General features: G+C 71.2%; 24 protein-coding genes. 19 read left to right on the top strand and 5 right to left on the bottom strand.

Translation table 11 applies throughout. The features are described 5' to 3' along the window. Window positions 1-345: 345 nt before the first annotated feature. From OG510_RS06705 to OG510_RS06675, 7 genes are all read left to right on the top strand, one after another. Window positions 346-1,299 (top strand): urea transporter, encoded by a 954-nt coding sequence (locus tag OG510_RS06705; protein WP_406135847.1) that lies wholly within the window; start codon window positions 346-348, stop codon window positions 1,297-1,299. A gap of 4 nt (window positions 1,300-1,303) precedes the next feature. Then, a complete protein-coding gene (locus tag OG510_RS06700) occupies window positions 1,304-1,609 on the top strand; it encodes an urease subunit gamma (protein WP_164263540.1) in 306 nt (101 codons plus the stop codon). A 32-nt stretch (window positions 1,610-1,641) separates the two neighbouring features. Beyond that, complete coding sequence (locus OG510_RS06695; RefSeq protein ID WP_406135845.1) at window positions 1,642-2,091, top strand: urease subunit beta; 450 nt, start codon at window positions 1,642-1,644, stop codon at window positions 2,089-2,091. Beyond that, window positions 2,091-3,815: an urease subunit alpha gene (gene ureC, locus OG510_RS06690; RefSeq protein WP_406135844.1), complete on the top strand. Its 1,725-nt coding sequence runs from the start codon at window positions 2,091-2,093 to the stop codon at window positions 3,813-3,815. Before OG510_RS06695 ends, ureC begins: the two co-directional genes overlap by 1 nt. Window positions 3,816-3,893: 78 nt before the next feature. Further along, window positions 3,894-4,592 carry an urease accessory protein UreF gene (locus OG510_RS06685; RefSeq protein WP_406135843.1) on the top strand — a complete coding sequence of 233 codons (699 nt, stop codon included), beginning with the start codon at window positions 3,894-3,896 and terminating at the stop codon, window positions 4,590-4,592. A gap of 112 nt (window positions 4,593-4,704) precedes the next feature. Then, window positions 4,705-5,382, top strand: coding sequence for an urease accessory protein UreG (ureG, locus tag OG510_RS06680; RefSeq protein ID WP_164263603.1), 678 nt, complete (start codon window positions 4,705-4,707; stop codon window positions 5,380-5,382). Next, window positions 5,379-6,320: an urease accessory protein UreD gene (locus OG510_RS06675; RefSeq protein WP_406135842.1), complete on the top strand. Its 942-nt coding sequence runs from the start codon at window positions 5,379-5,381 to the stop codon at window positions 6,318-6,320. The genes ureG and OG510_RS06675 overlap by 4 nt, the downstream gene beginning before the upstream one ends. A gap of 182 nt (window positions 6,321-6,502) precedes the next feature. On the opposite strand, the gene OG510_RS06670 is transcribed toward OG510_RS06675, so the two are convergent. After that, window positions 6,503-6,667, bottom strand: a complete 165-nt coding sequence (locus tag OG510_RS06670; protein ID WP_406135841.1) for a hypothetical protein — start codon at window positions 6,665-6,667, stop codon at window positions 6,503-6,505. A 1-nt stretch (window position 6,668) separates the two neighbouring features. Here OG510_RS06670 and OG510_RS06665 point away from each other — a divergent pair, with 1 nt between their 5' ends. The 5 genes from OG510_RS06665 (at window position 6,669) to OG510_RS06645 (ending at window position 11,111) form a co-directional block, all read left to right on the top strand. Beyond that, the gene (locus OG510_RS06665) at window positions 6,669-7,265 is read left to right on the top strand and encodes an ankyrin repeat domain-containing protein (RefSeq protein ID WP_406135840.1); all 597 of its coding nucleotides are present in this window, start codon (window positions 6,669-6,671) and stop codon (window positions 7,263-7,265) included. 315 nt (window positions 7,266-7,580) lie between these two features. Next, window positions 7,581-8,396, top strand: coding sequence for a class I SAM-dependent methyltransferase (locus tag OG510_RS06660; RefSeq protein WP_406135838.1), 816 nt, complete (start codon window positions 7,581-7,583; stop codon window positions 8,394-8,396). A 43-nt stretch (window positions 8,397-8,439) separates the two neighbouring features. Further along, window positions 8,440-9,144, top strand: coding sequence for a M24 family metallopeptidase (locus OG510_RS06655; protein ID WP_406135837.1), 705 nt, complete (start codon window positions 8,440-8,442; stop codon window positions 9,142-9,144). Window positions 9,145-9,303: 159 nt separating this feature from the next. Beyond that, window positions 9,304-10,104 (top strand): SAM-dependent methyltransferase, encoded by an 801-nt coding sequence (locus OG510_RS06650; RefSeq protein WP_406135836.1) that lies wholly within the window; start codon window positions 9,304-9,306, stop codon window positions 10,102-10,104. Window positions 10,105-10,229: 125 nt separating this feature from the next. After that, on the top strand, window positions 10,230-11,111 hold the full coding sequence (locus OG510_RS06645) for an aminoglycoside phosphotransferase family protein (protein ID WP_406135835.1): 882 nt from the start codon (window positions 10,230-10,232) through the stop codon (window positions 11,109-11,111). An 85-nt stretch (window positions 11,112-11,196) separates the two neighbouring features. Here the strand turns inward: OG510_RS06645 and OG510_RS06640 are convergent, their stop codons facing one another. Then, entirely contained in the window at window positions 11,197-12,369 is a 1,173-nt protein-coding gene (locus OG510_RS06640) for an ROK family protein (RefSeq protein WP_406135834.1), read from the bottom strand. A 266-nt stretch (window positions 12,370-12,635) separates the two neighbouring features. On the opposite strand from OG510_RS06640, the gene OG510_RS06635 reads away from it, so the two are divergent. The 7 genes from OG510_RS06635 (at window position 12,636) to OG510_RS06605 (ending at window position 19,703) form a co-directional block, all read left to right on the top strand. Continuing rightward, window positions 12,636-13,850, top strand: coding sequence for a Gfo/Idh/MocA family protein (locus tag OG510_RS06635; RefSeq protein ID WP_406135833.1), 1,215 nt, complete (start codon window positions 12,636-12,638; stop codon window positions 13,848-13,850). After that, complete coding sequence (locus OG510_RS06630) at window positions 13,847-14,770, top strand: sugar phosphate isomerase/epimerase family protein (RefSeq protein ID WP_406135831.1); 924 nt, start codon at window positions 13,847-13,849, stop codon at window positions 14,768-14,770. The genes OG510_RS06635 and OG510_RS06630 overlap by 4 nt, the downstream gene beginning before the upstream one ends. Before the next feature lie 49 nt (window positions 14,771-14,819). Then, window positions 14,820-15,929, top strand: coding sequence for a Gfo/Idh/MocA family protein (locus OG510_RS06625; protein WP_406135830.1), 1,110 nt, complete (start codon window positions 14,820-14,822; stop codon window positions 15,927-15,929). A gap of 85 nt (window positions 15,930-16,014) precedes the next feature. Next, a complete protein-coding gene (locus tag OG510_RS06620) occupies window positions 16,015-16,953 on the top strand; it encodes a sugar phosphate isomerase/epimerase family protein (protein ID WP_406135829.1) in 939 nt (312 codons plus the stop codon). Between the two features lie 163 nt (window positions 16,954-17,116). After that, complete coding sequence (locus OG510_RS06615; protein ID WP_406135828.1) at window positions 17,117-18,436, top strand: MFS transporter; 1,320 nt, start codon at window positions 17,117-17,119, stop codon at window positions 18,434-18,436. Between the two features lie 122 nt (window positions 18,437-18,558). Then, a complete protein-coding gene (locus tag OG510_RS06610) occupies window positions 18,559-19,149 on the top strand; it encodes a hypothetical protein (RefSeq protein ID WP_406135827.1) in 591 nt (196 codons plus the stop codon). Between the two features lie 152 nt (window positions 19,150-19,301). After that, on the top strand, window positions 19,302-19,703 hold the full coding sequence (locus OG510_RS06605) for a VOC family protein (protein WP_406135826.1): 402 nt from the start codon (window positions 19,302-19,304) through the stop codon (window positions 19,701-19,703). 18 nt (window positions 19,704-19,721) lie between these two features. Here OG510_RS06605 and OG510_RS06600 read toward each other — a convergent pair whose 3' ends face one another. From OG510_RS06600 to OG510_RS06590, 3 genes are read right to left on the bottom strand one after another with little or no spacing between them, the layout of a single operon-like run. Continuing rightward, a complete protein-coding gene (locus tag OG510_RS06600) occupies window positions 19,722-21,398 on the bottom strand; it encodes an AMP-binding protein (RefSeq protein ID WP_406135825.1) in 1,677 nt (558 codons plus the stop codon). Window positions 21,399-21,428: 30 nt separating this feature from the next. Then, a complete protein-coding gene (locus OG510_RS06595; RefSeq protein ID WP_406135824.1) occupies window positions 21,429-23,366 on the bottom strand; it encodes an FAD/NAD(P)-binding protein in 1,938 nt (645 codons plus the stop codon). Window positions 23,367-23,398: 32 nt separating this feature from the next. Next, the gene (locus tag OG510_RS06590) at window positions 23,399-24,790 is read right to left on the bottom strand and encodes a TrpB-like pyridoxal phosphate-dependent enzyme (RefSeq protein ID WP_406135823.1); all 1,392 of its coding nucleotides are present in this window, start codon (window positions 24,788-24,790) and stop codon (window positions 23,399-23,401) included. Window positions 24,791-24,792 lie beyond the last annotated feature (2 nt).

Raw genomic sequence — 24,792 nt, 5'->3', positions numbered from 1 at the left:
AACCCGGTGCTTTTCCCGGGCGGAAACGCCTGGTCGACGGGGCACGCGGCAGTCCATGCCCAGTTCGGTCAAATGACAGGTATGAAGCGTTCAAAAACAGTTCAACCTCTTACCAAGACTTGCGGCCGGGCCGACGGGGGGCAGGCCGCGGTGAGCCGGTGGAGCGCCACATCCCAACAGCGGTTATGCCGTACCGTACCGCTCCGGACACGCTCGGTGGCCGATGTCCGTGACCTTGCTCCGCTTGTGCCGGGCGTACGGTTTTCAACAGAAAGTTGATCTAGCGCCAATCCCCCCTGATGTGGGGGTTTCTGGCCAATTCGCCATGTCCTCAAGGGAGTAGACATGTCTGCGGCGGAACAGGCGGTGCAGGCAAAGAGCCGGGCACCGCTCCAGCTCGGGCAGGTGGAGCTGCGGGGCATCGCCCAGGTCGCACTCAGCGCGAACTCGTGGACGGGGCTGCTGTTCACCGTCGCGCTCTTCGCCGAGGGCTGGCGCACCGGCGTGTACGGGCTGCTCGGCGCGGGCGTGTCCACCGCGACCGCCGCGCTGCTGGGCGCCGACCGCGGGAACCTGGTCAAGGGCCTTGACGGCTACTGCGGTTGTCTGACCGGTATCGCCCTCCTCGTCTCGTTCGGCTCCTCGGGACGTACCGTCCTGCTCACGGTCCTCGGCGCGGCGGTCTGCTCGGTGCTGAGCGCGGCGGGCGGCCGCCTCTTCGGGCGCATCGGACTGCCGGTGCTGACAGCCCCGTACTGCCTGGTCGCCGGGGTGCTGGTGATCGCGCTGCCGACGGCCCCGGCCGTGACGGGGGCCACCGCGCGGGTCGGCGGCTTCACCTCACTGACGGCGGCGGAGGCCGGCCGGGCGTTCTGCGACGGCATCGGGCAGGTCTTCTTCCTCGACAAGTGGTACGCGGGCCTCATCCTCCTCGTCGGGATCCTCCTCACCTCGCGTGCCGCCGCCGTCGCCGCGGCCGCTGCCAGCGCCCTCGCACTGCTGACCGCCTGCGTGGCCGGGCTGCCGGCCGACCGGATCACCCAGGGCCTCTACGGCTACAACGGGGTGCTCTGCGCCATCGCGCTGGCGGCCACCTTCCTGACCCTCACCCCGTGGACCGCCGGATACGCCGCGCTCGCCGTGGTCGCCTCGGTCCCGTTCACCGCCGCCTGGGAGGCGTTCACCCGGCCGTCCGGCGGATCCCCCTTCACCTGGCCGTTCGTTGTGACGACCTGGCTCTTCCTCGCGGCGGGTCCAGCGCTGGGCCGGCCCGGCATCTCGTTCGAGAAAGCAGAGTGACGCCATGAATCTCGCACCACGCGAAATCGACAAACTCCACGTCTATGTGGTGGCCGACCTGGCCCGCCGCCGCAGGGCCAGGGGAACCAAGCTCAACTACAGCGAGGCCGCCGCACTGATCACCGAGGCCGTCATGGAGGCGGCCCGTGACGGCCACACCGTCGCCGAGTGCATGGAGCTGGGCCGCAAGGTCGTCGCCCAGGACGACGTGATGCCCGGAGTACGGGAGATGCTCACCGTCCTCCAGGTCGAGACGGCGTTCGTCGACGGGACGAAGCTGGTCACCTGTCACGACCCGATCAGCGCCTGAAGCCTGCAGTCTGAACCACCGAGGAGACAGAGATGTCGGGCGGAGCCCACTACCTCTACGGAGATGACCCCGTGGAGATCAACGCCAATCGGGCCACGGTCAGGCTCACGGTCGCCAACACCGGCGACCGCGCCGTCCAGATCGGGTCGCACTACCACTTCTTCGAGATCAACCGCGCGCTGCGCTTCGACCGTGAAGCCGCCTTCGGTATGCGTCTCGACATCCCCTCCGGCACCGCCGTGCGCTTCGAGCCCGGCGACACCCGTGAGGTCGACCTGTGCGCCTTCGCCGGCACCGGGCGGCTCGTGGGATTCGCCGGGCTCGTCAACGGCGGCCTGTCGGCACCCGACACCAAGCGCAACGCACTGCGCCGCGCCGCGGAGCTGGGATTCACACACGCCGGCAGCGCCGCCGGCACGGACAGCACAGGGAACACGCCCGGCGCCGACAGCACCCCGGGCACCGAGGGGACTCAGCACTGATGGCGATCATTCCGCGCAAGCAGTACACCGACCTGTTCGGCCCCACCGTGGGCGACCGCTTCCACCTCGCCGACACCAATCTGGTGGTCGAGGTCGAGTACGACCACAACGCCGGTTCCTACGGCGAAGAGGCCGTCTACGGCGGCGGCAAGGCCATCCGTGACGGCATGGCCCAGGACCCCTCGGCGCTCAACCGCGAGGGCGCCCTCGACCTGGTCATCACCAACGTCGTGGTCATGGACCCGGTCCTCGGTGTCGTCAAGGGCGACATCGGTGTCCGCGGTGGTCTGATCGTCGGCGTCGGCAAGGCCGGCAACCCGCAGCTCCAGAACGGCGTGGACCCCAAGCTCGTCATCGGCCCCGGCACCGAGGTCATCTCCGGCGAGCACCTGATCGCCACCGCGGGCGGCGTGGATACGCACATCCACTTCATCGCCCCGCAGCAGGCCCAGGAGGGCCTGTCCAACGGCATCACCACCTTCTTCGGCGGCGGCACAGGCCCGACCGACGGCACCAACGGCACGACCTGCACCCCCGGCCCGTGGAACATCCACCGGATGCTGGAGGCCGTGGAGGACATGCCGGTCAACGTGGGGCTGCTCGGCAAGGGCAACGGCAGCCGGCCCGAGGCACTCCGCGAGCAGATCGAGGCGGGCGCGGCCGGGCTGAAGGTGCACGAGGACTGGGGCGCGACCCCGGCCACCATCGACACCGCGCTGAGCGTCGCCGACGAGCACGACGTGCAGATGGCCATCCACACCGACACCCTCAACGAGGGCGGGTTCTTCGAGGACACCCTCTCCGCGATCAACGGCCGTACCATCCACACCTTCCACACCGAGGGTGCGGGCGGCGGCCACGCCCCGGACATCATCCGGGTCTCGGGCGAGGCGAACGTACTGCCCGCGTCGACCAACCCGACGCTGCCGTACACCGTCAACGCGGTGGACGAGCTGCTCGACATGGTGATGGTCTGTCACCACCTCTCGCGTGACATCCCCGAGGACGTCTCGTTCGCCGACAGCCGGGTGCGCGCCGAGACGATCGCGGCCGAGACCGTGCTGCACGACCTCGGCGTGATCAGCATCTTCTCCTCCGACTCCCAGGCCATGGGCCGCGTCGGCGAGTCCTTCGTCCGGGCCTTCCAGACCGCGCACCACTGCAAGGAGCTGCGCGGCCCGCTGGCCGAGGACAGCTCCCGCAACGACAACCAGCGCGTGCTGCGGTACCTGGCCAAGCTGACCATCAACCCGGCCATCGCGGTCGGCGCGGCCGATGTGATCGGCTCCCTGGAGCCGGGCAAGCTCGCCGACATCGTGCTCTGGCCGATGCACTCCTTCGGCGCCAAGCCCAAGCTGGTCATCAAGGGCGGCATGGTCAACTGGGCGCTGATGGGCGACCCCAACGCGTCCCTGCCGACGCCGCAGCCCGTCTACTACCGCCCGATGTTCGGCTCGTACGGCCGCGCCAAGCAGCAGACCTCGGTCACCTTCATGTCGCAGGCATCCATCGCCGCCGGTGTCCCCGGCGAACTGGGCCTGCAGCGGCGGACCGAGCCCGTACGGCGCTGCCGCACCATCGGCAAGGAGCACATGGTGCGCAACGACGCGCTGCCGCGCATCGAGGTGGACCCGGAGACGTACAAGGTCACCGTCGACGGCGAACCCGCGACGATCGAACCCGCCGAGCGGCTCCCGCTCAACCACCTCTTCTACATCGTCTGACCGCCACCGCCCGGCCGCCCCGGCGGTCACGGCGGCCGGATCACCGCGTCCCACCCCTCGCACGAACGGAGCCCCGGTATGAACGACCCGATGCCCACAGCGGCGCTGCTCACCGGGCTCCAGCTCACCGACTCGGCCTTCCCCAGCGGCTACTACACCCTGTCGCACGGCCTTGAGGGCTTCCAGCAGGCCCGCGCGGTGACCCCGCGCGGCCTGCCCGGCCTCCTCCACGACCTGCTGCGGCACAGCGCGGGGCCGTCCGACGCCACCGCGCTCGCGCTCGCCCACCGGGCGGTCACCGCGGGCGACTGGGCGGAACTGACGGCCGTGGAAGAGCGGTTGCACGCCACCAAACTGGGCCGTGAGGCCCGGCAGGCCAGTGTCCGCACCGGGCGCCAGCTGCTCGACCTGGCGGCGGAGGTGTACGGGACTCCGGAGACCGAGCAGTACCGCACCCTCTACCGGGAGGGCGCCGTACGCGGCTGCCAGCCGGTCGTCGCCGCCGTGGTCCACGCGGGCAACGGGGTCTCCGTACGGCAGGCGGTCACCTGCGAACTGTTCGCCTTCGCGGCCAGTTTCGTGGGGGCAGCGCTGCGGCTGCGGCTGACCGACCACCGCCAGGCGCAGGTCGTCCTGCACCGGGCGGCGCCGGTGATCGAGGAGACCACCGAAGCATCCCTGGAGCGGGAGCTCGCCGACATCGGCGGCTTCGTCCCGGTGGCGGACATCATGGCCGGCCGCCACGAGCGGGCCGAGGCACGGCTGTTCGCCAGTTAGGCGGAGTGCGGCCCGGGCGGTGCCCGGCCGTACACCCCGTACGGCCGGCCCGGCCTCGCGGGCCACCCCCGCGGAGTCACCACACCAGAGAAGGATCACCATGCACGACCCCATGCAGGCCCGGCACCACCACCACGACGACGAACTCCTGCGGCGCCCGAAGGACGGCGTCCTGCGCGTCGGGATCGCGGGCCCGGTCGGCTCGGGGAAGACGGCTCTGATCGAGGCGCTCGTCCCCGTCCTGTTCGCGCGCGGCCGCACCCCGGCCGTCATCACCAACGACATCTTCACCACCGAGGACGCCGCCCACGTCCGGCGCACCCTCGACGGGATCCTCGACGCGGACCGGATCGTCGGCGTCGAGACCGGGGCCTGCCCGCACACCGCCGTCCGGGACGACCCGACGATGAACCAGGCGGCGGCCGACGAGCTCCTTGAGCGCCACCCCGACGTGGACACCCTGCTCTTCGAGAGCGGCGGCGACAACCTGACGCTCACCTTCAGCCCCGCGCTGGTCGACCTCTTCCTGTTCGTCCTGGACACCGCCGAGGGCGACAAGATGCCGCGCAAGCGGGGCCCCGGCATCACCGAGTCCGAGCTGCTCGTCATCAACAAGGTCGACATCGCCCAGTACGTGCGGTGCGATCTGGACGTCATGGAGTCGGACGCCCGCAAGGTCAGGGAGGGGCGGCCCGTGGTGCTGACCAACTCCCTCACCGGGGACGGCCTCGACGCCATCGCCGACTTCATCCTGGCCCACGAAGCCGCCCAGGCGGCGGCTCCCGCGTGACCACGGCGCCCGCGCGGCTGGACCCCGCGCACTACGAACCCCGGCGGACCCCGGCCCGGCTGCTCGGCCTGGCCGGTCCGGCGGACACCCTGGCCGCCGGGCGCCCCGGCAAGGTCGGCCTGCTCGAACTGCGGTACGCGCGCGTCGGCGACCGCACCGAACTCGTCGACCGCTACCAGAAGTCACCGCTGCAGATCATGCGGCCGCTGTACATCGACCCGCACCGGCCGGATCTGCCGGTGACCTATCTGATGTCGACCGGCGGCGGCATCCTGCAGGCCGACCGGAACCGGATCGACATCGAGTGCGGGCCCGGCACCGCCGTGCACCTGACGACCCAGGCCGCAACCAAGGTGCACCGCATGGAGTTCGACCACGCGACCCAGCTGGTCAACCTGACGGCGGGGGAGGACAGTTACGTCGAGTACCTGCCCGACCCGCTGATCCCGTACCGCGACGCGCGCTTCTACCAGCACACCCAGGTGACGGCCGACCCGTCGGCGACCGTGCTCATCGGCGAGACGATCGCGGCCGGGCGGCTGGCCCGGGACGAACGGCACGCCTACCGGATGCTCTTCAGCGACCTGGAGGTGCGGCGCCCGGACGGCTCGCTCCTCGCGGCCGACACCGTACGCCTCGAACCCCACGGTCCTGGCGGGGTGACCGGGCCCGCGGTCTTCGCGGGTCACGACCTGATGGCCTCGCTGTACGTGCTCACTCCGCTGGCCCCGGCCGCGCTGGTCGCCGACACCCTCCACGACGCGCTCGATGCCACCGGTCTGGTCTTCGGGGTGAGCGTGCTGCCCGACGACACGGGGGCGTGGGTGCGCGTCATGGGCAGCGACTCCCCGGCGGTCACCCGCGCGCTGCGGGCCGCGTGGGACGCCGTACGCCGCCTGCTGATCGGGGTGCCGGCCCCGGACCTGCGCAAGACCTGACGGCGGGGCGGCGTACCGGCCGGACAGCCCCTGCGGGACGGGGGGCTGCTCCTCCGCCACCGCGGGCAGGCTGTGCCCGCGCAGGTCCTGCCCGCCCGCGGGCGCCCGTGCGGCGGCCTGCTCGGGGTCCAAGCTCCGGCCGTCGTCCGCGATATCGAGGACCACCTGGTCGTCCAGGCTGGTCAGGTGAGCAGGGCGGCGGTGGCACCGGCGTGTGCGCGTACGTTGGCGTGGGCGCCCGGGGCGATCCGCAGCAGCGTGTACCCCACCCGGGCGGGGCGGGCGTCGCGGCCCTCACCGGGTGAGCGACCTGATCCGCGGAACAGCGCCCGACCGAGGAGGAACACAGTGAACGAGCAGGACAGCGCCGTCCTGGAGGCGGCCGGCCGTGGAGACACGGCAGCGGTACGGGCTGCCCTGGCGGCCGGCGCCGATCCGGAGGCCCGCGACGCGCACGGCCGTACCGCCCTCCTGCTCGCCGCCATCGGCGACCATGTCGAGGCCGCCCGGGTCCTGGTCGCCGAGGGCGCCGACCCCGACGCCCAGGACGACCGGGACGACAGCCCCTGGCTGGCCACCGGTGTCACCGGCAGCGTGGCGATGATGCGCGTACTGCTGCCGGCCGGACCGGATCTGACACAGCGCAACCGGTTCGGCGGGATCGCGCTGATCCCGGCGTCCGAGCGCGGCCATGTCGACTACGTACGCGCCCTGCTGCGGGAGACCGACATCGACGTGGACCACGTCAACCACCTCGGCTGGACAGCCCTGTTGGAGGCGGTGATCCTCGGCGACGGAGGCCCGGCGCACCAGGAGATCGTCGGGCTCCTGCTCGCGGCCGGTGCCACGCCCGGCCTGCCGGACGGCGACGGGGTGACGGCCCTGCGCCACGCCGAGCAGCGCGGGTTCACCCGGATCGCCGACGCGCTGAGGGACGCCGGGTGAGACGGACGCCGCAGCACCGGAACAGCTGAGCTGCCAGGCCCGGCCGCTCAGCTGTCCTGGAGGTGTCCACAGGTCCACATCTGCGAGGAATTTGGGTGATGTAACGAGCATTAGCCAGCTGATTTACGCCAAGGGTAGGGCAGATGCAGTATGGGGGTGACGGATTCCCGGTAGGTGCGGAGGCGAAGGCGGTGGCTGGTGTCGCGGAGGGTTCCGGGGTGCGTGAGCCGTCGCACGGGCCCCGGGGGTCCGCCGGGTGGCCGGGCTCTCCCTCCGTCTCTGATTCCCTGCTCACAAGGCGAGGTTTGGATCTTCATGGATGTCCGCAGCTCTGATGGCAGCGCCGGTGATGTCGACTACGGCGGCATCGGTACCGGCTATGTGAACTACCGGCGGCCCGATCCCCGGATCGCCCAGGTCATCGCGGACGCCCTCGGTGATGCCAGGAAGGTCGTCAACGTGGGCGCGGGGGCGGGTTCGTACGAGTCCGCCGCGCCGGCCGTCACCGCGGTCGAGCCGTCGGAGACCATGCGGGCCCAGCGCTCGACCGGCCTGCCCAGGGCGGTGGACGCGGTCGCGGAGAACCTGCCGTTCGCGGACGGGGAGTTCGACGGCGCGATGACCCTCTTCAGCGTGCACCAGTGGTCCGACGTCGACGTGGGCCTGCGCGAGATGCGCCGGGTGACCCGGGGCCCGGTGGCCGTACTGACCTGCGATCCGGCGCTGGTCAGGGATTTCTGGCTGTACGAGTACGCGCCCGAGGTCCTGGACACCGAGGCGCGGCGCTACCCTGCGATCGGCACCATGGCCGAGGCGCTCGGCGGCGCCGCGAGTGTGCGGGCCGTGCCGATCCCGCTGGACTGCACGGACGGTTTCAACGAGGCGTACTACGGGCGCCCCGAGATGCTCCTCGACCCGGCCGCGCGGCAGGCGTGCTCGGCGTGGAGCTTCGTGGACGACGGGGTGCGCGAGCGGTTCACGGAGCGGCTGCGCGCGGATCTGGACTCCGGGGCGTGGGACGCGCGCTTCGGCCATCTGCGCAGCCGGCCGTACTACGAGGGGTCGCTCGTCATCGTGCGCGCGACACCGCATGAGGCACAGGAACAGGGACAGGCGCGGGGACAGGCATAGGCGCAGGCACAGGCCCGGGCCCAGGAAACAGAGGAACAGCACCATGGCGGTACCTGACCGGATGGATGAGCAACTGCGGGCGCTCGGCCTGGAGGAGGCGCAGCGCAAGGCCGTGGCCCTCTTCGCGGAGGTCGAGGGGCGCGGCCTGGTGGCGCCGGGCGCCGGTGAGAAGGAGGTCAGCGACCGGATCCGCGACCTCGCGAACGACATGTTCGGGACGACGAAGCACTGGCACAAGCGGATCGTCCGCTCCGGCCCGCACACGATGTTCCCGTACCGGGAGAATCCGCCGGACCGGGTGATCGGCGAGGACGACATCGCGTTCGTCGACTTCGGCCCGATCTTCGAGGAGTACGAGGCGGACTTCGGGCGCACCTTCGTCCTCGGCGGCGACCCCCACAAGAAGCGGCTGCGCGACGACCTGGCGACGGTCTTCGCGGCCGGCCGCGAGGCGTTCAGGTCGGCCCCGGACATCACGGGCAAGCGGCTGTACGCCGAGGTCGAGCGGCTGGCCGCAGAGGCGGGCTGGACGCTGGGCGGCTGGCACGCGGGCCATCTGGTCGGCGAGTTCCCGCACGAGACGATCGACGGGGCCAGGACGGAGTCGTACATCACGCCGGACAACGACACCCCGCTCCGCCGCAGGGACCGGGCCGGATGGCGCTGCCACTGGATCCTGGAGGTCCATCTGGTCGACGAGGAGCGCCGCTTCGGCGGTTTCTACGAGCAGCTCCTCGACCTCGCCTGACCGCCCGGCGGGTACGGCGGCCGGGGCGGTGGCCGGGGCTGCGGCGGAGCCGTCGGGCCGCTGCCCGGAACTGGCGTCTCACCTGGCCGAGTTGGTGTGCGAAGCTGTCGGCACCGTCCGCCGGTGGGGAGCCGGGGCGGCCGTCGAGAGGGGCGCAGTGTGGGACAGGACGGCGGCTTCAGCGCCGAGAGGATCGACACCAGCAGACCGCATCCGGCGCGGATCTACGACTATCTGCTGGGCGGCAAGGACAACTACCGGGTCGATCAGCAGGCCGCCGAGGAACTCGCCGCCGCTGCGCCCGAGGTACGGATCGGCGTACGGGCCAACCGGGCCTTCCTGCGGCGCGCCGTCCGGCATGTGGTCGGCAGCGGTGTCCGGCAGATCCTCGATGTCGGCACCGGGCTGCCCACCTCCCCGAACGTGCACGAGACCGCGCAGGAAGTGGCGCCCGACGTGCGGATCGCGTACGTCGACAACGACCCGATCGTGAACGCGCACGCCGACGCCCTGCTCAGCCGCTCCGGGGCGACCAGTGTCGTGCTCGGTGACCTGCGGGACCCGCGGGCCATCCTGGACCACCCCGAGGTCCGCCGGGTCATCGACTTCGACGAGCCGGTCGCCGTGCTCCTCATCGCCGTCCTGCACTTCCTCACCGACGCCGAGGAGCCGGCGCGGGTCGTCGCCACCCTGCGCGACGCGCTGCCGGCCGGCAGCTTCCTGGTCCTCTCGCACGCCACCGGCGACTTCGCCGACCGCAGCGGCGCCCAGGCCGTCTACACCAACGCCACGGCCACCCTGAACCTGCGCTCGCGCGCCGAGGTGGAGCGGTTCTTCGACGGCTTCGACCTCATCGAACCCGGCCTGGCCCAGGTGCCGTTCTGGCGCCCGGACGCCCCGCCGCCCGCCGGGGCGGACGAGATCGGTTTCTACGGAGGGGTGGCCCGCAAGACCGTCTGAACCGGGCCTGCGGCCCGCCCTTCCCGCCGGGACGCTGCGGTGCTCCGGCCGCCACTCGCGGTCGGACTGCACCGCGGCACTCGGCGAACCCCGGGAAGTGGCCGCCGTACGGGGATAATCGGACGGTGAACTCTTCTCCGGAGAGGTGGCCGAGGGCCGAGCGCCTCGATGCCGAGCGGGTGGCGGAAGCCTTGTACACGCAGACGGGCGTTCGTCTCACGGTCCAGGGCCCGTGTCCGGGTGGGCAGGTGGGTGCCGCCTACGTGCGGTGGTCCGACGGCCGCCGGTCCGTCCTGAAGTGGCGGCCGCACAGCACGCTCGCGGACGTCACGGCAGGACCGCTCAGCGTGGCCGACATCCTCCGCTCCGCGGATTACCCGGCACCGGAGACCGAGTTGGCGGTCCAGATCGGCCATGCGGTGGTCGTTGTGCAACAGCTCATGCCGGGTGCGAAGATCGACGACCTGGACCACCGCGGTCTGGAGCAGGCCCTCGCACTCAACCGGTTGCAGGCCGGTCGACTCGCCGACCGCCCGGACATTCCTCCGGTCGGCCTGCACCTGAGCGAGGACGGTGTCGGCTATTGCCTGCACGAGCCGTTGCGCCGGCACAACCGTCGCAGTGCCGCACTCGAACGCTGGATCACCGCGGTCGGGGAGGACAGCCCTGACCAGCTCGTCGGATACGACGCAGTGCACTACGACTTCCATCCCGGCAACATGCTGGCCGACGGCGGTGTGATCACGGGCGTCGTCGACTGGGACGGCGCCGGGCGCGGTGATCGCCGATTCGATCTGGTGACCTTGCGCTTCGGCATCCATGCGAAGACGTGCGAACCGGGTGTCGGCAAACGACTCGATGACGTCCTCGACGCTGTGCCCGGCGATGTACTCCGACTCGCTTGGGCCCATATGAGCCTGCGCATGGTCGACTGGGCCATCCGGCATTTCGCTCCGACCGATGTCGAGCACTGGCTCGACCTGGCCGAACAACGCGCCTGCCAGTGAGCTCCGGTGCTCAGTGAGTACGTCCCGCTCTTCGGTGCCCCGCAGCGGCACCGGATCACCGCGAGACCGGCGGGGGCGGCCGATGTCAGCCGTGCGGGTGTGACCGCAGCAGGCGGGTGATGCCGTCGGGGCTGAAGATGTCGCGGGCTGCCAGGGCGACGGCGCCGGTCAGGCCGGGTTCGGAGCCGGGGTCCGTGGTGGTGATGGTCAGTCTGCGGGTGGCCAGGGGGAGGGCCCGCTGGTAGACCACGGCACGTACACCGGACAGCAGCTCGTCGCGCTGTTCGCTCATGGGGCCGCCGAGCACCAGGGTGCGGGGGTTGTACATGTGCACCAGCATGGCGACGACTTCGCCGATCTCGGTGGCGGCCTGCCGGATGCGGTAGAGCGCCCTGGGGTCGCCGTTGGCCACGGCTTCGGCCAGCAGCCTGGAGCCGGCCGCCGCGTCGCCGGGGCCGGTGTGGAAACCGAGGTCGCGCAGGACGGCGTGGTGGGAGGCCACGGCCTCCACGCAGCCGGTCTTGCCGCAGTTGCACAGGGCGTCGGAGTGGCTGGACGCCCGCAGATGGCCGATGTCGCCCGCCGCGCCGTCCGCGCCGCGGTGCACCCGGCTGTCGGCGGTGATGATTCCGGCCCCGATTCCGGCCCCGACCTTGACCACGAGCAGCGGCGGGTCGACGTCATGGCGTTCGGCCTCGCCGAGTGCCATCAGATTCACGTCGTTGTCGACCACCACGGGGGCGTGGAAGCGCTCGCGCAGATAGGCGCCGACGCCGAAGGCGTCCCAGCCCGGCATGATCGGCGGCCGTACCGCGCAGCCGTGCTGGAAGTCCACCGGGCCCGGCAGCCCGACGACGACCTCGCGCACCGATTCCCGGCCCCGGCCGTGCTCCCTGAGCAGTTCGCCCAGCCGGTCGGTGACCGCGCCGAGCACCTGGGCCGGGCCGGCCTCGACCGGTACGGCGACCACGTCACGGGCGAGAATCCGGCGGCTGAGGTCGGCGATGACCACCCGGGTCTCGCTGACGTCCACATCGGCGACGGCGATGGTGCCCGCGTGCGGGCTGATCGAGAGCTCCTTGGGCGGCCGGCCCCGCACCGACGCGCCGACCTCGGTCTCCTCCAGGATGCCGCGGCGCAGGAGCTGGTCCACCTGCTGTCCCACCGTGGAGCGCGCCAGTGAGGTGCGGCGGGCGATCTCCGCGCGGCTGGTCGCCTCACCCGATGCCACGGCGCCGAGGATCCGGCGCAGAGCCACCGTCGCGGAGTTCGCGTGCGCGGCCGGACGGCCCGGGGCCGCACCGGTCGGAGCCGGACTACTTGGGGCTGGACCGCTCAGCGCCGGACCTGTCGGAGCCGCATCGCCCAAGGCATCGAAGCTCTCGTTGTCGCCGTCTTTATGCACTACAGAAAACTAAAAGCGGCGTCTTGTGCTTGTCAACGGGCTGAATGAGGCTGGAATTCGTCGGACCGCGGAACGCATCTCCTGTCCGGCAGAACGAAAGCAACAGGAAGGTCCTTCAGATGTCCCGCGGGTACAAGGGCGCAGCCATCGTCGGCACCGGCATGATCGCCGGTGTCCATGCCCAGGCGGTGCGTGCCGCTGGGGGGAGAGTGCGCGGGGTGGTCGCCTCCTCACCCGAGGGCGGCGCGCGGGTCGCCACCGAGTGGGGGCTCCCGTACGGCTATCCGGATCTGGCGGCCGCGCTGGCCGACGACAGCGTGGACGTGGTGCACATCTGCACCCCGAACGCCCTGCACGCCACCCAGGCCGAGGCCGCGCTGCGCGCCGGGAAAGACGTCATCTGCGAGAAGCCGATGGCCACTTCGGTGGCCGACGCCGAACGGCTGGCCGCCGTCGCGCAGGAGACCGGACGTCTGCTGGCCGTGCCGTTCGTGTACCGCTACCACCCGCTCGTCCGCGAGATCCGGGCCCGGGCAGCGGCAGGCGAGTTCGGGGCCTGGCAACTGCTGCACGGCAGCTATCTGCAGGACTGGATGCTCGACGCGGACGCCGGAGGGTGGCGGGTGGACCCCGAACGCGGCGGGCCGTCCCGGGCGTTCGCCGACATCGGATCGCACTGGTGCGACCTGGTCGAGTGGGTCGCCGGAGTGCGCTTCAGCGAGGTCTCGGCCCAGCTGGCGACCACCGTCCCCGAGCGCCCCGCCGATGACACGCCAGGCGCACCCCGTACGCCGGTCCGTACCGAGGACGCGGCGGCCGTACTGCTGCGCACCACGGAAGGCGTCCTGGGCACGCTCACCGTCTCGCAGGTCTCGGCCGGCCGGAAGAACCGCCTCTGGTTCGAACTGGACGGCGCCGGATCGAGCGCCGTCTTCGACCAGGAACAACCCGAGACCGTATGGCTCGGCACCCCCGAAGGGGCCACGGTACTGGCCCGCGACCCCGGCCGGGGCAGCCCCGAGCAGCGCCGGCTGGCCACGCTGCCCGCGGGGCATCCGCAGGGATACGCGGACTGCTTCCGCGCGTTCGTCGCCGACGCCTACGCGGCGGCCGACGGCGGCGCACCGGAAGGGCTGCCGGTCGCCGCCGACGGGGTGCGCTCGGCGCGGCTCGTCGAAGCGGTCGTCGCGTCGTCCCGCTCGTCGGCCTGGACGACGGTCGGCGAGGCGCCCGGCGCGGTGACCATGACCGGCCCGGCCCCCGCGAACTGCCCCGCCCCCGTGACCGGCCCGGCCCCCGCGAACGGCCCGACCCCGAAGGAGTACGCCGTATGAAACTCGGAATGCTGACCGCCTGCCTCCCACAGCTCTCGCTGGAGCAGATCGCCGGCTGGGCCGCTTCACGCGGGTACGAGGCCCTGGAGGTCGCGGTATGGCCCGGCACCGGAGGGCGGGACTTCGAGGCCGCGCACCTCCCGGTGGCCCGGTTCGGCCCCCGCGATGCCGATACGACCCGCACGATGCTGGCCCAACACGGCCTGGACATCTCGGCGTTGGCGTACTACGAGAACAACCTGCACCCGGACCCGGGCCGGCGCGAGGAGATCCGTACCCATCTGCGGCACGCGATCGACGCGGCGGCGGCCCTGGAGGTGCCCTGCGTCGGCACGTTCATCGGCCGCGACTGGAACCGCTCCGTCGCACAGAATCTCGCCGATGCCGAGAAGGTCTTCCCGCCGCTGGTCGAGTACGCGGGCGAGCGGGGCGTGAAACTCCTGATCGAGAACTGTGTGATGGAGGGCTGGCACCCCGACGGCTACCCGGGCAACCTCGCCTACTCGCCCGAGCTGTGGGAGTGGATGTTCTCCCTCGGCCTGTACCTCAACTGGGACCCCTCGCACCTCACCTGGATCGGCATCGACCCGGTGGAGACCATCGCGCCCTACATCGGGCACATCGCGCACGCCCAGGCCAAGGACGTGGAGCTGCGTCCGGGCGACCGGCAGCGCTGGGGCCACTTCGGCCCGGCCGTGGACCGCGGCGGCAACCCCTGGGACATGGGCTGGTGGCGCTACCGCGTGCCCGGCCTCGGCCAGGTCGACTGGGCGCGTGTGGTCGACCGGCTGTACGAGGCCGGCTTCACCGGCACGCTCTCCGTCGAACACGAGGACCCCGTCTGGGGCGGCGACGAGACCCGTGTCAAGCAGGGCCTGGACATCGCCCACCGCACCCTGCGCCCCCTGATCGTCGGCTGACAGGCCGTACCGAAACCCGTCAACAAGCATCAGCGATGTGGAGCAATCCGTGACCTTCTCAGCCACCAGGCCCGCCCGTGTCGGCATCATCGGCACCGGCAACATCTTCGACAGGTACGTCAACGGCATGGCCCGCTACCCGCGGCTGCGGCTGACCGGCTGCGCCGACCTGGACCACGCCCGCACGCTCAAGGCCGCGGCGGACCACGGGATCAGGGCGTACGCATCGGTCGACGCGCTGCTGGGCGACCCCGGGGTGGACATCGTCGTCAACATCACCCCGCCGCTCGCCCACGCCGCGGTCTCCGCCCAGGCACTCAGGGCGGGCAAGCACGTCTACGTCGAGAAGCCCGTGGCCGCGACCGTCGCCGAGGCCGCGCCGCTGACCGCGCTGGCCCGCGAATGCGGCGTCCTGTTCGGCTCGGCCCCCGACACCTTCCTCGGCAGCGCCGCCCAGACCGCCCGCAAGGCCCTGGACGACGGCCTGATCGGGCAGCCGGTGGGCGTGACGGCCTTCGTCACCCACAGCAAGGCCGAGACATGGCACCCGAACCCGGGCTTCCTCTTCGCGCCCGGCGGCGGCCCCGGACTCGACCTCGGCCCGTACTACCTGACGAGCCTGGTCAACCTCATCGGCCCGATCGCCACCGTCTCCGGTCTGAGCCGGATCGGCGCGCCCGTACGGGAGGTGACGAGCCCCGGCCGCACGGTCGAGAGCATCGAGGTGACCACACCCACTCACGCGGCGGCCGTCATCGGCTTCTCTTCCGGCGTCATCGGCTCGCTCCAGATGAGCTTCGACGTATGGAACCACCATCTGCCGTTCATCGAGGTCTACGGCACCGACGGCACCCTCACGATCCCCGACCCCAACGGCTTCGACGGCGACGTACGGCTCCGCGGCAACCGCGAGGAGCAGTGGCGGACCCTGCCGCCCGTCTTTCCGCCGTCCGGCCCGCTCGACATGGACGTCCAGATGCTCCGCGGCGCCGGAGTCGACGACCTGGCAGGCGCCGTCGACGGCGCACCGCACCGGGCATCGGCCGAACTCGCCTTCCACGTACTGGAAGCGCTCGAAGCGGTGGAGACGTCCAGCGGCTCGCGGCAGGTCGTGGAACTCACCTCGACAGCCGAGCGGCCCGCGGCCAGGACCCAGTAGACGCCATCACCGGCGCACTCCGCACACCCCTGGTGCAGCCGGCGCGCCCCGCACATCCCGTACGTCATGGAGGAGAGACACCCGCATGAGCAGCACCGCACCCAAGTTCGGCGTCGACCTGATCACCTTCTACAACCCGTCGTTCTGGAACCTGCCCGACGAGAAGGCCATCCAGGAGCTTTCGGACCGCGACCCCGAAGCGATCTGGCGCAAGATCCTCGACGCGGCCGCGGCCGCGGGCATCACCAGCCTCGAGGTCACCTTCGGCCCGGCCGACATCGGCAGCATCCGCCGCGCCTTCGGCTCAGCCGCCGAGTTCAAGAAGGAACTCGACGGCCGTGGCATGGAGTTGAAGAGCGCCTTCTACCTCGAAGGCAGCTGGCAGCCGGACGCCGACCGCGGTGAGATAGCCGACAGCGCGGCCGCCTACGCCCGTTTCATCAAGGAGGCAGGCGGTGATGTGCTGGTCGCCGCACCCCCGATGCGGACGACGTGGAACGCCGAGCCCCCGCAGTTCAACGATTTCGACTTCCTCAAGAACGTCGCCGACATCGCCCATGTGGTCGGCCACGCCAGCCTCCAGGAAGGCGTGACCACCGCGCTGCACACCGAGGCGCACTCGACCTTCTGCACGGCCCGCGACGTCGACCTGCTGATGGCCCTGACCGACCCGCTGTTCGTCAGCCTGTGCCCGGACACCGGGCATCTGGCTCTGTCGGGCGGTGAGCCCACACAGATCGTCTCCCGGCACCGCGAGCGGGTCGTCATCTCGCACTGGAAGGACGCGACCGGCCCCGCGCCGCTGCGCGTTCCCATCGACGACTCGATCCACGACAGCCACCGCGCGTACTTCCGCAGGGTCGGCGCCGGCTCCGTCGACTGGTTCGCCTGGGGCCGCCTCATGCGGGAGATCGGCTTCACCGACCTCGCGCTGCTGGAACTGGACGCGGTCGCCGACCCGGTCACGGAGATCACGGCAGCCCGCGAGTTCATCGAGCAGTCCCTCACGACCGTCTTCCCGTAACGGCACCTCGCCCGTCACGGCACCTCACGCGCGCTGAGCGGCGCGCCGCGCCGCGCCGCTCAGCCATGCCTTGCCGCCGTACGCACCGGCATCCGTACCCCTTGCAGGCCGTACGCCCTACAGCCGTACCCCCGAGTCGCGTAGGCCCGTCGAAAGGCCGTCCATGAGTGACAGAGTCGTCAGCTCACCCGAGTTCACAGGTGAGCCCCCATCAGGCGAGACACCGTCTGATGAGCCCCCGCCATCCGCCCCCGCGCCGCCGGCGCGTGCGAGCGCGTCCTTCATCGCCGTCTACATCCTGGCTCTCTTCGGCAGCTACGTCGCGATCATCACCCCGTCCGTCGTCTCGCTCGCGCTGAAGATCCAGCAGATCGACCCCGCGGGCAAGGTCGGATCGCTCTCCCTGGTGCTCAGCGTCGGTGCGCTGTGCGCCGTCATCGCCAACCCGCTCTTCGGGAAGCTCAGCGACCGCACCACCTCGCGGTTCGGTATGCGCCGCCCCTGGATGATCGTGGGCCTCATCGGGGGCGCGGCGGGCCTGGCGCTCGTCGCGGGCGCCGCGAACACCGGCACGGTCCTCATCGGCTGGTGTGTGGCCCAGATCTTCTTCAACGCCCTGCTGGCCCCGCTCGTCGCCGTACTCCCCGACCAGATCCCCGTACGCCAACGCGGAGTCGTCGGCGGCCTGATGGGCATCTGCTATCCCGTCGGTCTGATCCTCGGCACCTGGATCGCGCAGCGCCTGGCGACCACCGCACCCCGGGCGATGATCCTGGTGCCCATGGCCATCGCCGCGGTGACCGTGCTGCTGCTGTGCGCCAGGCTCAAGGACCGCAGACTCGACCCGGCGGACCAACAGCCCTGGAACGCGGGCCAGTTCGTCCGTACCTTCTGGTTCAACCCGCGCAAGAGCCCCGACTTCGGCTGGGCGGTCCTCAGCATCCTGCTGGTCTCCACCGCGATCATGACGTTCGTGACCTACCAGGTCTACTACCTGTCCGACTACCTCCACATCAGCGAATCCAGGCTCCCCGGACTGACCTTCGTCCTCACCCTGGTCGTCAACGGCACGAGCGCGCTCACGGCGCTCGTCTCCGGATGGCTGGCCGACCGGTTCCACCGGCGGAAGTTCTACATGGTCTGCGCGGGGATCCTGGCGGTCGCCGGATTCCTCGTCCTCATCACCACACGCTCGATGACCGGCATGTTCACCGGCGCGATCGTGCTCGGCCTCGGCAACGGGTTCTTCTACAGCGGGCACTACACCCTGCCCAGCTCCGTGCTGCCGAGCGAGAAGGACGCCGCGAAGGACATGGGCGTCGTCAACATCGCGGTCACGCTGCCCAGCTCCCTGGTGCCCATCTACGCACCCACCCTGCTGGGCACCGGCGGCGGCAGCAACTATCCGGCGCTCTTCGTCTCCGGAATCGTGCTCGCGCTGCTCGGTATCCCCGCGGTCCGGCGCATCCGCGGCGTCAGCTGACCGGGCAGGCGGAGCGGGCAGCGGCCATCCGGCGGACCGGGCGCACCCGTGCGGAGGGCGTTCGCGTCCGACAGCGCCCGACACCCCGGTGAGCCGTCATTCGTGTGCTTAACGTGCCGGGCATGAGTCGCACCAGCCTTCTCTCCGTGACCGCCTGCGCCATGTGCCCGAGCGCCGCACCCACCGAGCGTGACAGGGCCCTGGCCGGTGGCGCCCCCACCGGGCGTGGCTACCACGTCGCACTGCACACACCCAGTGTGTTCGGCGCACCCGTGGACTACCACCCGACCGCGCTTCTCGTCGGAACAGCGGGCGAGGGGCAGCCGGTGCCCGATCCGCGCAGCCTCATCCCCGGCTCGCGCTCGTACAGCCCGCTCGAAGGCCCGTCCGGCAGGCCGCCACTGACCGGTGGGGGACCGGCGGCCGTCATCAACGACGCGGACACCTGGCGCGCCCCCGCATACATCCACATCTCGGGCGAACGGTGCTCGTACCTGCCGTGGAACCCCGCCCCGGCGACCGGCCACCCCACCCCGGCCGCCGGTTCCGCCCCCGAGACCGGCCCCGTCCCGGCCGCGCCCGGTGCCTGGGCCCGCGGCAGGGCCGCCGGGGCGGGCGCCGCCCCGGCGGCCGTCCTCTACGCCGCGGGCGGCGCGCTGCTGCTGGTGATCGCCGGGGTGGTACTGGTCCGACGGCGGCGGGCTCAGCACTGACCGCTCCCGCCGAAGCGCCCCCGGCCGCACTCCTCCGGCCGGGGGCGCGGGCGTGCGCCCTCCCGGGCGGGGTAGACGCCTCCCCAGCGAGCCCGGAGAACCCGGCGAAGCCAGCGACCAGGGCCGGGCCGGAGAGCGAAAGCAGGAGGACCATGGCGGTTCCGAAAACGACGGTGCTCGTACTGGACTGTTCCGAGCAGGCAGAACTCGCGGATTTCTACGCGCAGTTGCTCGGCGCCGAGACGCGGATGGGTGCCGACCCCGACGTCATGGAGGTCATCGGTAACCACGGCGTCCATCTGGCGGTCCGCAAGGACCACGGCTACGCCCCGCCGAGCTGGCCACGGCCCGACGACGCCTCGCAGGCGCACCTTCGCATCCTGGTGTCCCAGGCCGACATGGACGAGGCGGAGCGCGAGGCGATCGGCCTCGGTGCGCGGCCCCTCGACACCAAGAACAACGGCGGCCGGCGCGATGTCAGGCTGTACGCCGACCCCGCCGGCCACTCCTTCGCTCTCGTGGTCTCCCGCCAGGCCCCGCCGCCCGGTCCCTGAGCGCCCACGCCCCGGCCCCTATGCCTGGGCGGCGGGCAGCCCGGCGGCGAACTCGGCCTGGCGGGACCGCCGCAGCAGCCGGACCGCCTCGCGCTGGACCTTGCCCGATTCGGTACGCGGCAGGTCGTCCACGAACTCCAGGAACCGCACGAGCGCGGCCGCCGGAAGGCGTTCCCGCAGATGCGCGAAAAGTACCTCGGCGGTGGCCCGGCTGGCGTTCCACCCGGCGGAGAGCACGACGTACGCCTTGGGGACCAGCTCCTGGCCCTCGGACACCGGCACCACGGACAGTTCGGCGACGGCGGGGTGCAGCACCAGCACATGCTCCAGTTCGAGGGGCGCGACCCGTACCCCGCCCGGCCCCTCGAACATGTCCTTGCGCCGCCCGAGATAGACCAGGGAGCCGTCCTCGTCCCAGCGGGCCAGGTCACCGGTCCGGTAGAGCCCGCCCCCGGTGTGGCTGCCGACGTTGTCCTCCGGGTCCAGATAACCGCGCATCATGCCGACGGGTCTGTCGGCCAGGCTCAGACACAACTCCCCTTCCCGCGCCGGTTCGTCGGTGCCTGGCCTGACCACCACCAGGTCGTACCCCGGCAGCGGGTGCCCCATGGACACCGGGTCCGCGGTGGACGAGGCGGTGACCCCGGCCATCGCGGTGACCTCGGACTGCCCGAACCCGTTGCGGACGGTCACCCCGGCGAGCGCGCGGACCTGTTCGACCACATCGCCCATGAGCGGTTCTCCGACGCTGACCGCGTGTTTCAGCTCGGGCAGTCCGCCGGGCAGCCCGGTCCTGATCAGCGCCCGCCAGATACTGGGCGGCGCGCAGAAGCTGGTGACCTCACCGGTCCGCAGTACATCGAGCAGCCGCTGCGGGGTCGCGCCGGCGCTGTCCATGGACACCACGGTGGCCTCGGCGTTCCACGGCCCGAACAGTGAGCTCCACGGGTACTTCGCCCAGGCCGGAGCGGAGACATTGAGGTGTACGTCTCCCGGCTTCAGGCCGTTCCAGTACATGCTCGCCAGATGCCCGATGGCGTAACTGACGTGTGTGTGCACGACCAGTTTCGGCCGCGAGGTGGAGCCGGAGGTGAAGTAGTAGAACAGCGGCTCGTCGGCGCTCGTGGGGCCCTCAGGTACGAAGCGGCCCTTGTGCCCGGCCGATGCGGCGAAGTCGGCCCAGCCCTCGTGCCCGCCCTCGCCGCCCACGACGATCTTCGTGCCGAGCCCGTCCACCGCGAGCCCCGGCACGATCCGGTGGTCGGCGATCACATGCCGGGCCCCGGCCCTGCGGATCCTGGTGCGCACTTCTTCCGGCGCGATGGTGATGAACGCGGGCGCGACCACGGCCCGGATCTTGATCAGTGCGAGCATCAGCTCCCACAGCTCGATCCGGTTGTCCATCAGCAGCATCACCACATCGCCCCGGCGCACGCCCTGTGCCAGCAGCCAGTCGGCGACCCGGCCGGAGCGCCGGGACAGCTCCTGGAACGTCAGCTCGCCCTGCCCGACGATGCGCAGGGCCACCCGGTCATTGCCCTCGGCGATCCGGTCGAACCAGTCGATCGCCCAGTTGAACCACTGTGGCCGCGGCCACCGGAACGCCTTGCGCGCTGCCTCCTGGTCGTCGGCGTGGTGCAGCAGGAGGTCCCGTGCGGCCCGGAACTCCCGGTACGCGTCGTCTTGCCCCGGCACAGCTGATCCCCAATCGGTGGAAGGCGTCGATCACTGGAAGGCGCTGGACCTGGCCCGGCGCAGGACGCTGAGCGCGATCACGTCGGCGTCCCTGGAGAACGAGGTGGGCACGCCCGGCCGGCCGTTGCCGATCTGGGTGAACCAGCACACCCCCTCGGTGGGGATGCCCAGCGCGTACACGGCCCGGTGCGGGCGGCCTCCGGCGGTGACCACCCGGCGCTCGGCCGGTGTGATGTGCAGGGCGCCGGTCTCGAAGACCTCTCCGGCGCCGTCGTGCACGAACCCGACAGCCAGGCCCTCCTCGGCGAGCTGCCGCATCAGCGGGTCGGTGTTGTGCACCAGCCCCGTGGCCGGGATACGTGAGTCGATGAGTACGTCGCAGTGCCTGCGCGAACCCTCGACGGCCGGGGACTCAAGGAAGAACCGGCCCGCCCCGGGGTCACAGCCGTGCACCACGTCGGGCCCCACCACTTCGAGCACCCCGGCGTCGATCAGGGCCAGGAACTGCAGGGTGCGTTCCAGCGGCGGTCCGGTGAACAGCGGCGAGGTCCGGGAGACGAACCGGCCGAGGAAGTCGGCCCGGTGGGACCCCGGGGTCAGGCCGCCGAAGTCGACGGCGTGCCGCAGCACCTCACGGGAGTCCCGGATGGCGTCCAGCGCGGCCTTGAGCGGACTGTCGATGTTGCCCTGCCCGGCCTCGGTGACGTCGGCGAGCAGGATGCGCCGTACTTCGGCGACGAGGGCGTCACCCGATTCGAACCGTTTCGGGTGCAGCGGTCTGGACAGCCGGTCCAGGTCGACCGGGTCCACGTCGTCGAGCCCGTGGCTCAGCGCCACCTCGCGCCAGCTCGCCAGATCGGGGCCGAGCGCGTGCAGTTCGGCGGCGACGGCCTCGGCACGCTCCGGCCCGTGCTGGGCCCTGGCCTGGGTGGTGTAGTACACGTGGTTGATCTCGGCCTGCAGCAGGCAGAGCACGTCCTGGTCGAAGTCCAGGGCCGGGCTGCCCCGGTGCGCGGTATTGCGCTCGCGCAGCCGGCCGACGGCGGCCGAGGTGAGGAACCGGGGCGCGGAGCGGCCGGTCACGCCCTTCTGGTTGCGGCCCCGTGAGCGGATCGGCAGCCCACTGCGTGAACCGGCCACCACCCGGGGCTCCTTGCCGCCCGGCACGTAGAACATCGTTCCGTCGACGGTCTCCTTGAACTTCCCGCCGCGGCCCATGGTGAAGGACATCAGGATGTCGTAGAAGGACAGGCCGAGCCCCACGACACCGACCGCGGAGCGCGGCGCGACCGAGGCCAGGTCCAGATCGGCCGCCGAGTCCCCGCTGAGATAACGGAGTCCGGGTCCGCGCCCGGCGAACCGCGCCAGCTCGGGCCGGTGTTCCGCCGGCTCGGCCCTGGCGTGCCCGGTGGCGATCACCACCGCGTCGACGGTCAGGGTCTGCGGGCCGTCCGGATCACTGCCCGGATCGCTGTCCGGAGTGGACACCTGGAGTTCGTAGCTGTTCCCGTTCTCGCGTAACGAGGTGACCCTGCCGGCCACTTCGACGACCTGGCCGAGCCCGGACATGCCACGCACCACCGCGTCGTACACATACCGCAGGTAGCGGCCGTAGGCGTACCTGGGTGCGTAGTCGTCATGGCCGAGACCCGACAGCGCCGGATCCGACTGGGTGCGTAACCAGTGCTGGAAGGACAGGCCGGCGCCCGGCCGGCACGGGCCGCCGTCGGAGACCCCGGAGAACATACTGATCTCACCGACCACCGTGTTCATCAGGAAGCAGGTCTCCTGGTCGGTGCGCCAGATACGGCCGGCCCCCAGCTGCACCGCGTCGATCAGCCAGATCCTGACGTTCCGTGGCTCCGGCCGGTCCGCCAGATTGGCCGCGATCCGCTCGAACACCGAGATCCCGCGTGGGCCGGTGCCCACGATCGCGACGTTGAGCACCTCGTCGGTAACGTGTCGCACGACCTGCCACCCCCCATCTGGAAAGTTCGTCCTCAGCGCGCCGCGGCGCCCAGGTCGGTCATGGCCGGGAGCCGGCCGAGCGAGGCGGCGATCAACTCGTCCGATGCCGCCATGTCGGTCATGTTCCCGCTGAGGAACTGCTGGTAGGCCGACAGGTCGAGCAGCCCGTGGCCGCTGAGGTTGAACAGGATGACCCGCTCCTTCCTCTCCTTCCTGGCCTGCAGCGCCTCCTCGATCGCGCCCCGGATGGCGTGGGCCGACTCGGGGGCCGGGATGATGCCCTCCTCGTGGGCGAAGGTGATGCCGGCCTCGAACACCGGGCGCTGCGGGTAGGCCACCGCCTCGATCAGCTTCTGGTGGTACATCGCGCTCACCAGCGGCGCGGCGCCGTGGTAGCGCAGGCCGCCGGCGTGGATGCCGGGGGAGACGAAGGTGTGTCCCAGGGTGTACATCTTGGTCATCGGTGTGATGCCGGTGTAGTCGTTGTAGTCCCAGGCGTAACGGCCCTTGGTGAGCTTCGGGCAGGCTTCCGGCTCCACCGCGACGAACCGGGTGTCCAGGCCCTCGCGCACCTTCTCGTGGAAGAACGGCAGTGAGATACCGGAGAAGTTACTGCCGGCGCCGACCGAGCCGATCACCACGTCGGGGAAGTCGCCGATGGCATGGAACTGCCGTACGGCCTCCTGCCCGATCACGGTCTGGTGCAGCAGTACGTGGTTCTCGCCGCTGCCCACCGAGAGGTTGCAGCGCTCCACCTGGCGGGCGTGCTCGAAAGCCTCCGCGTTGGCGATGGACAGACTGCCGTCGGTGTCCGGGTCGCGGGCCAGCGCCGCGCGGCCGGCCTCGGAGTCCTTGTGGGGGCTGGAGATGACCTCGGCCCCGTTCATCTCCATCATGATCCGGCGGTACGGCTTCTGGTCGTAGCTGACCCGGACCATGTAGACGGTGCACTTGAGGCCGAAGATGCGGCAGGCGACCGCGAGGGCCGAGCCCCACTGGCCGGCGCCGGTGCCGGTGGTCAGGCTGGTGATGCCTGCCTGCTTGTAGTAATACGCCTGGGCCAGCGCGGTGTTGAGCTTGTGGCTGCCCGTGGTGTTGGTGCCTTCGTACTTGTAGTAGATGCGGGCCGGGGTGTCGAGCAGCTTCTCCAGGCGGCGGGCCCGGTGGAGCGGGGTCGGCCGCCAGCGCAGATACTCGTCGCGCACCGGCTGCGGGATCTCCACGAAGCGCTCCCGGCCCATGCTCTGCCGGTACATCGACAGCGGGATCTGCGGGGTGACCGGGCCGCCGTCCCCGCGGGTCTCCGGCCTTGCCTGGCGCAGTTTCGCCGCGTCCTCGACGCCGGTGAGGTCGGACAGCACGTTGTACCAGTGCGTGGGAACGATTTCTTCAGCGGTCAGCGAGGCTCCTGCCGAATTCACCATGG

This window comes from Streptomyces sp. NBC_01089 (assembly GCF_045162975.1).
In the GTDB taxonomy this organism is placed as follows: Bacteria; Actinomycetota; Actinomycetes; order Streptomycetales; family Streptomycetaceae; genus Streptomyces.
This window is presented reverse-complemented; position numbering and strand designations above follow the sequence as displayed.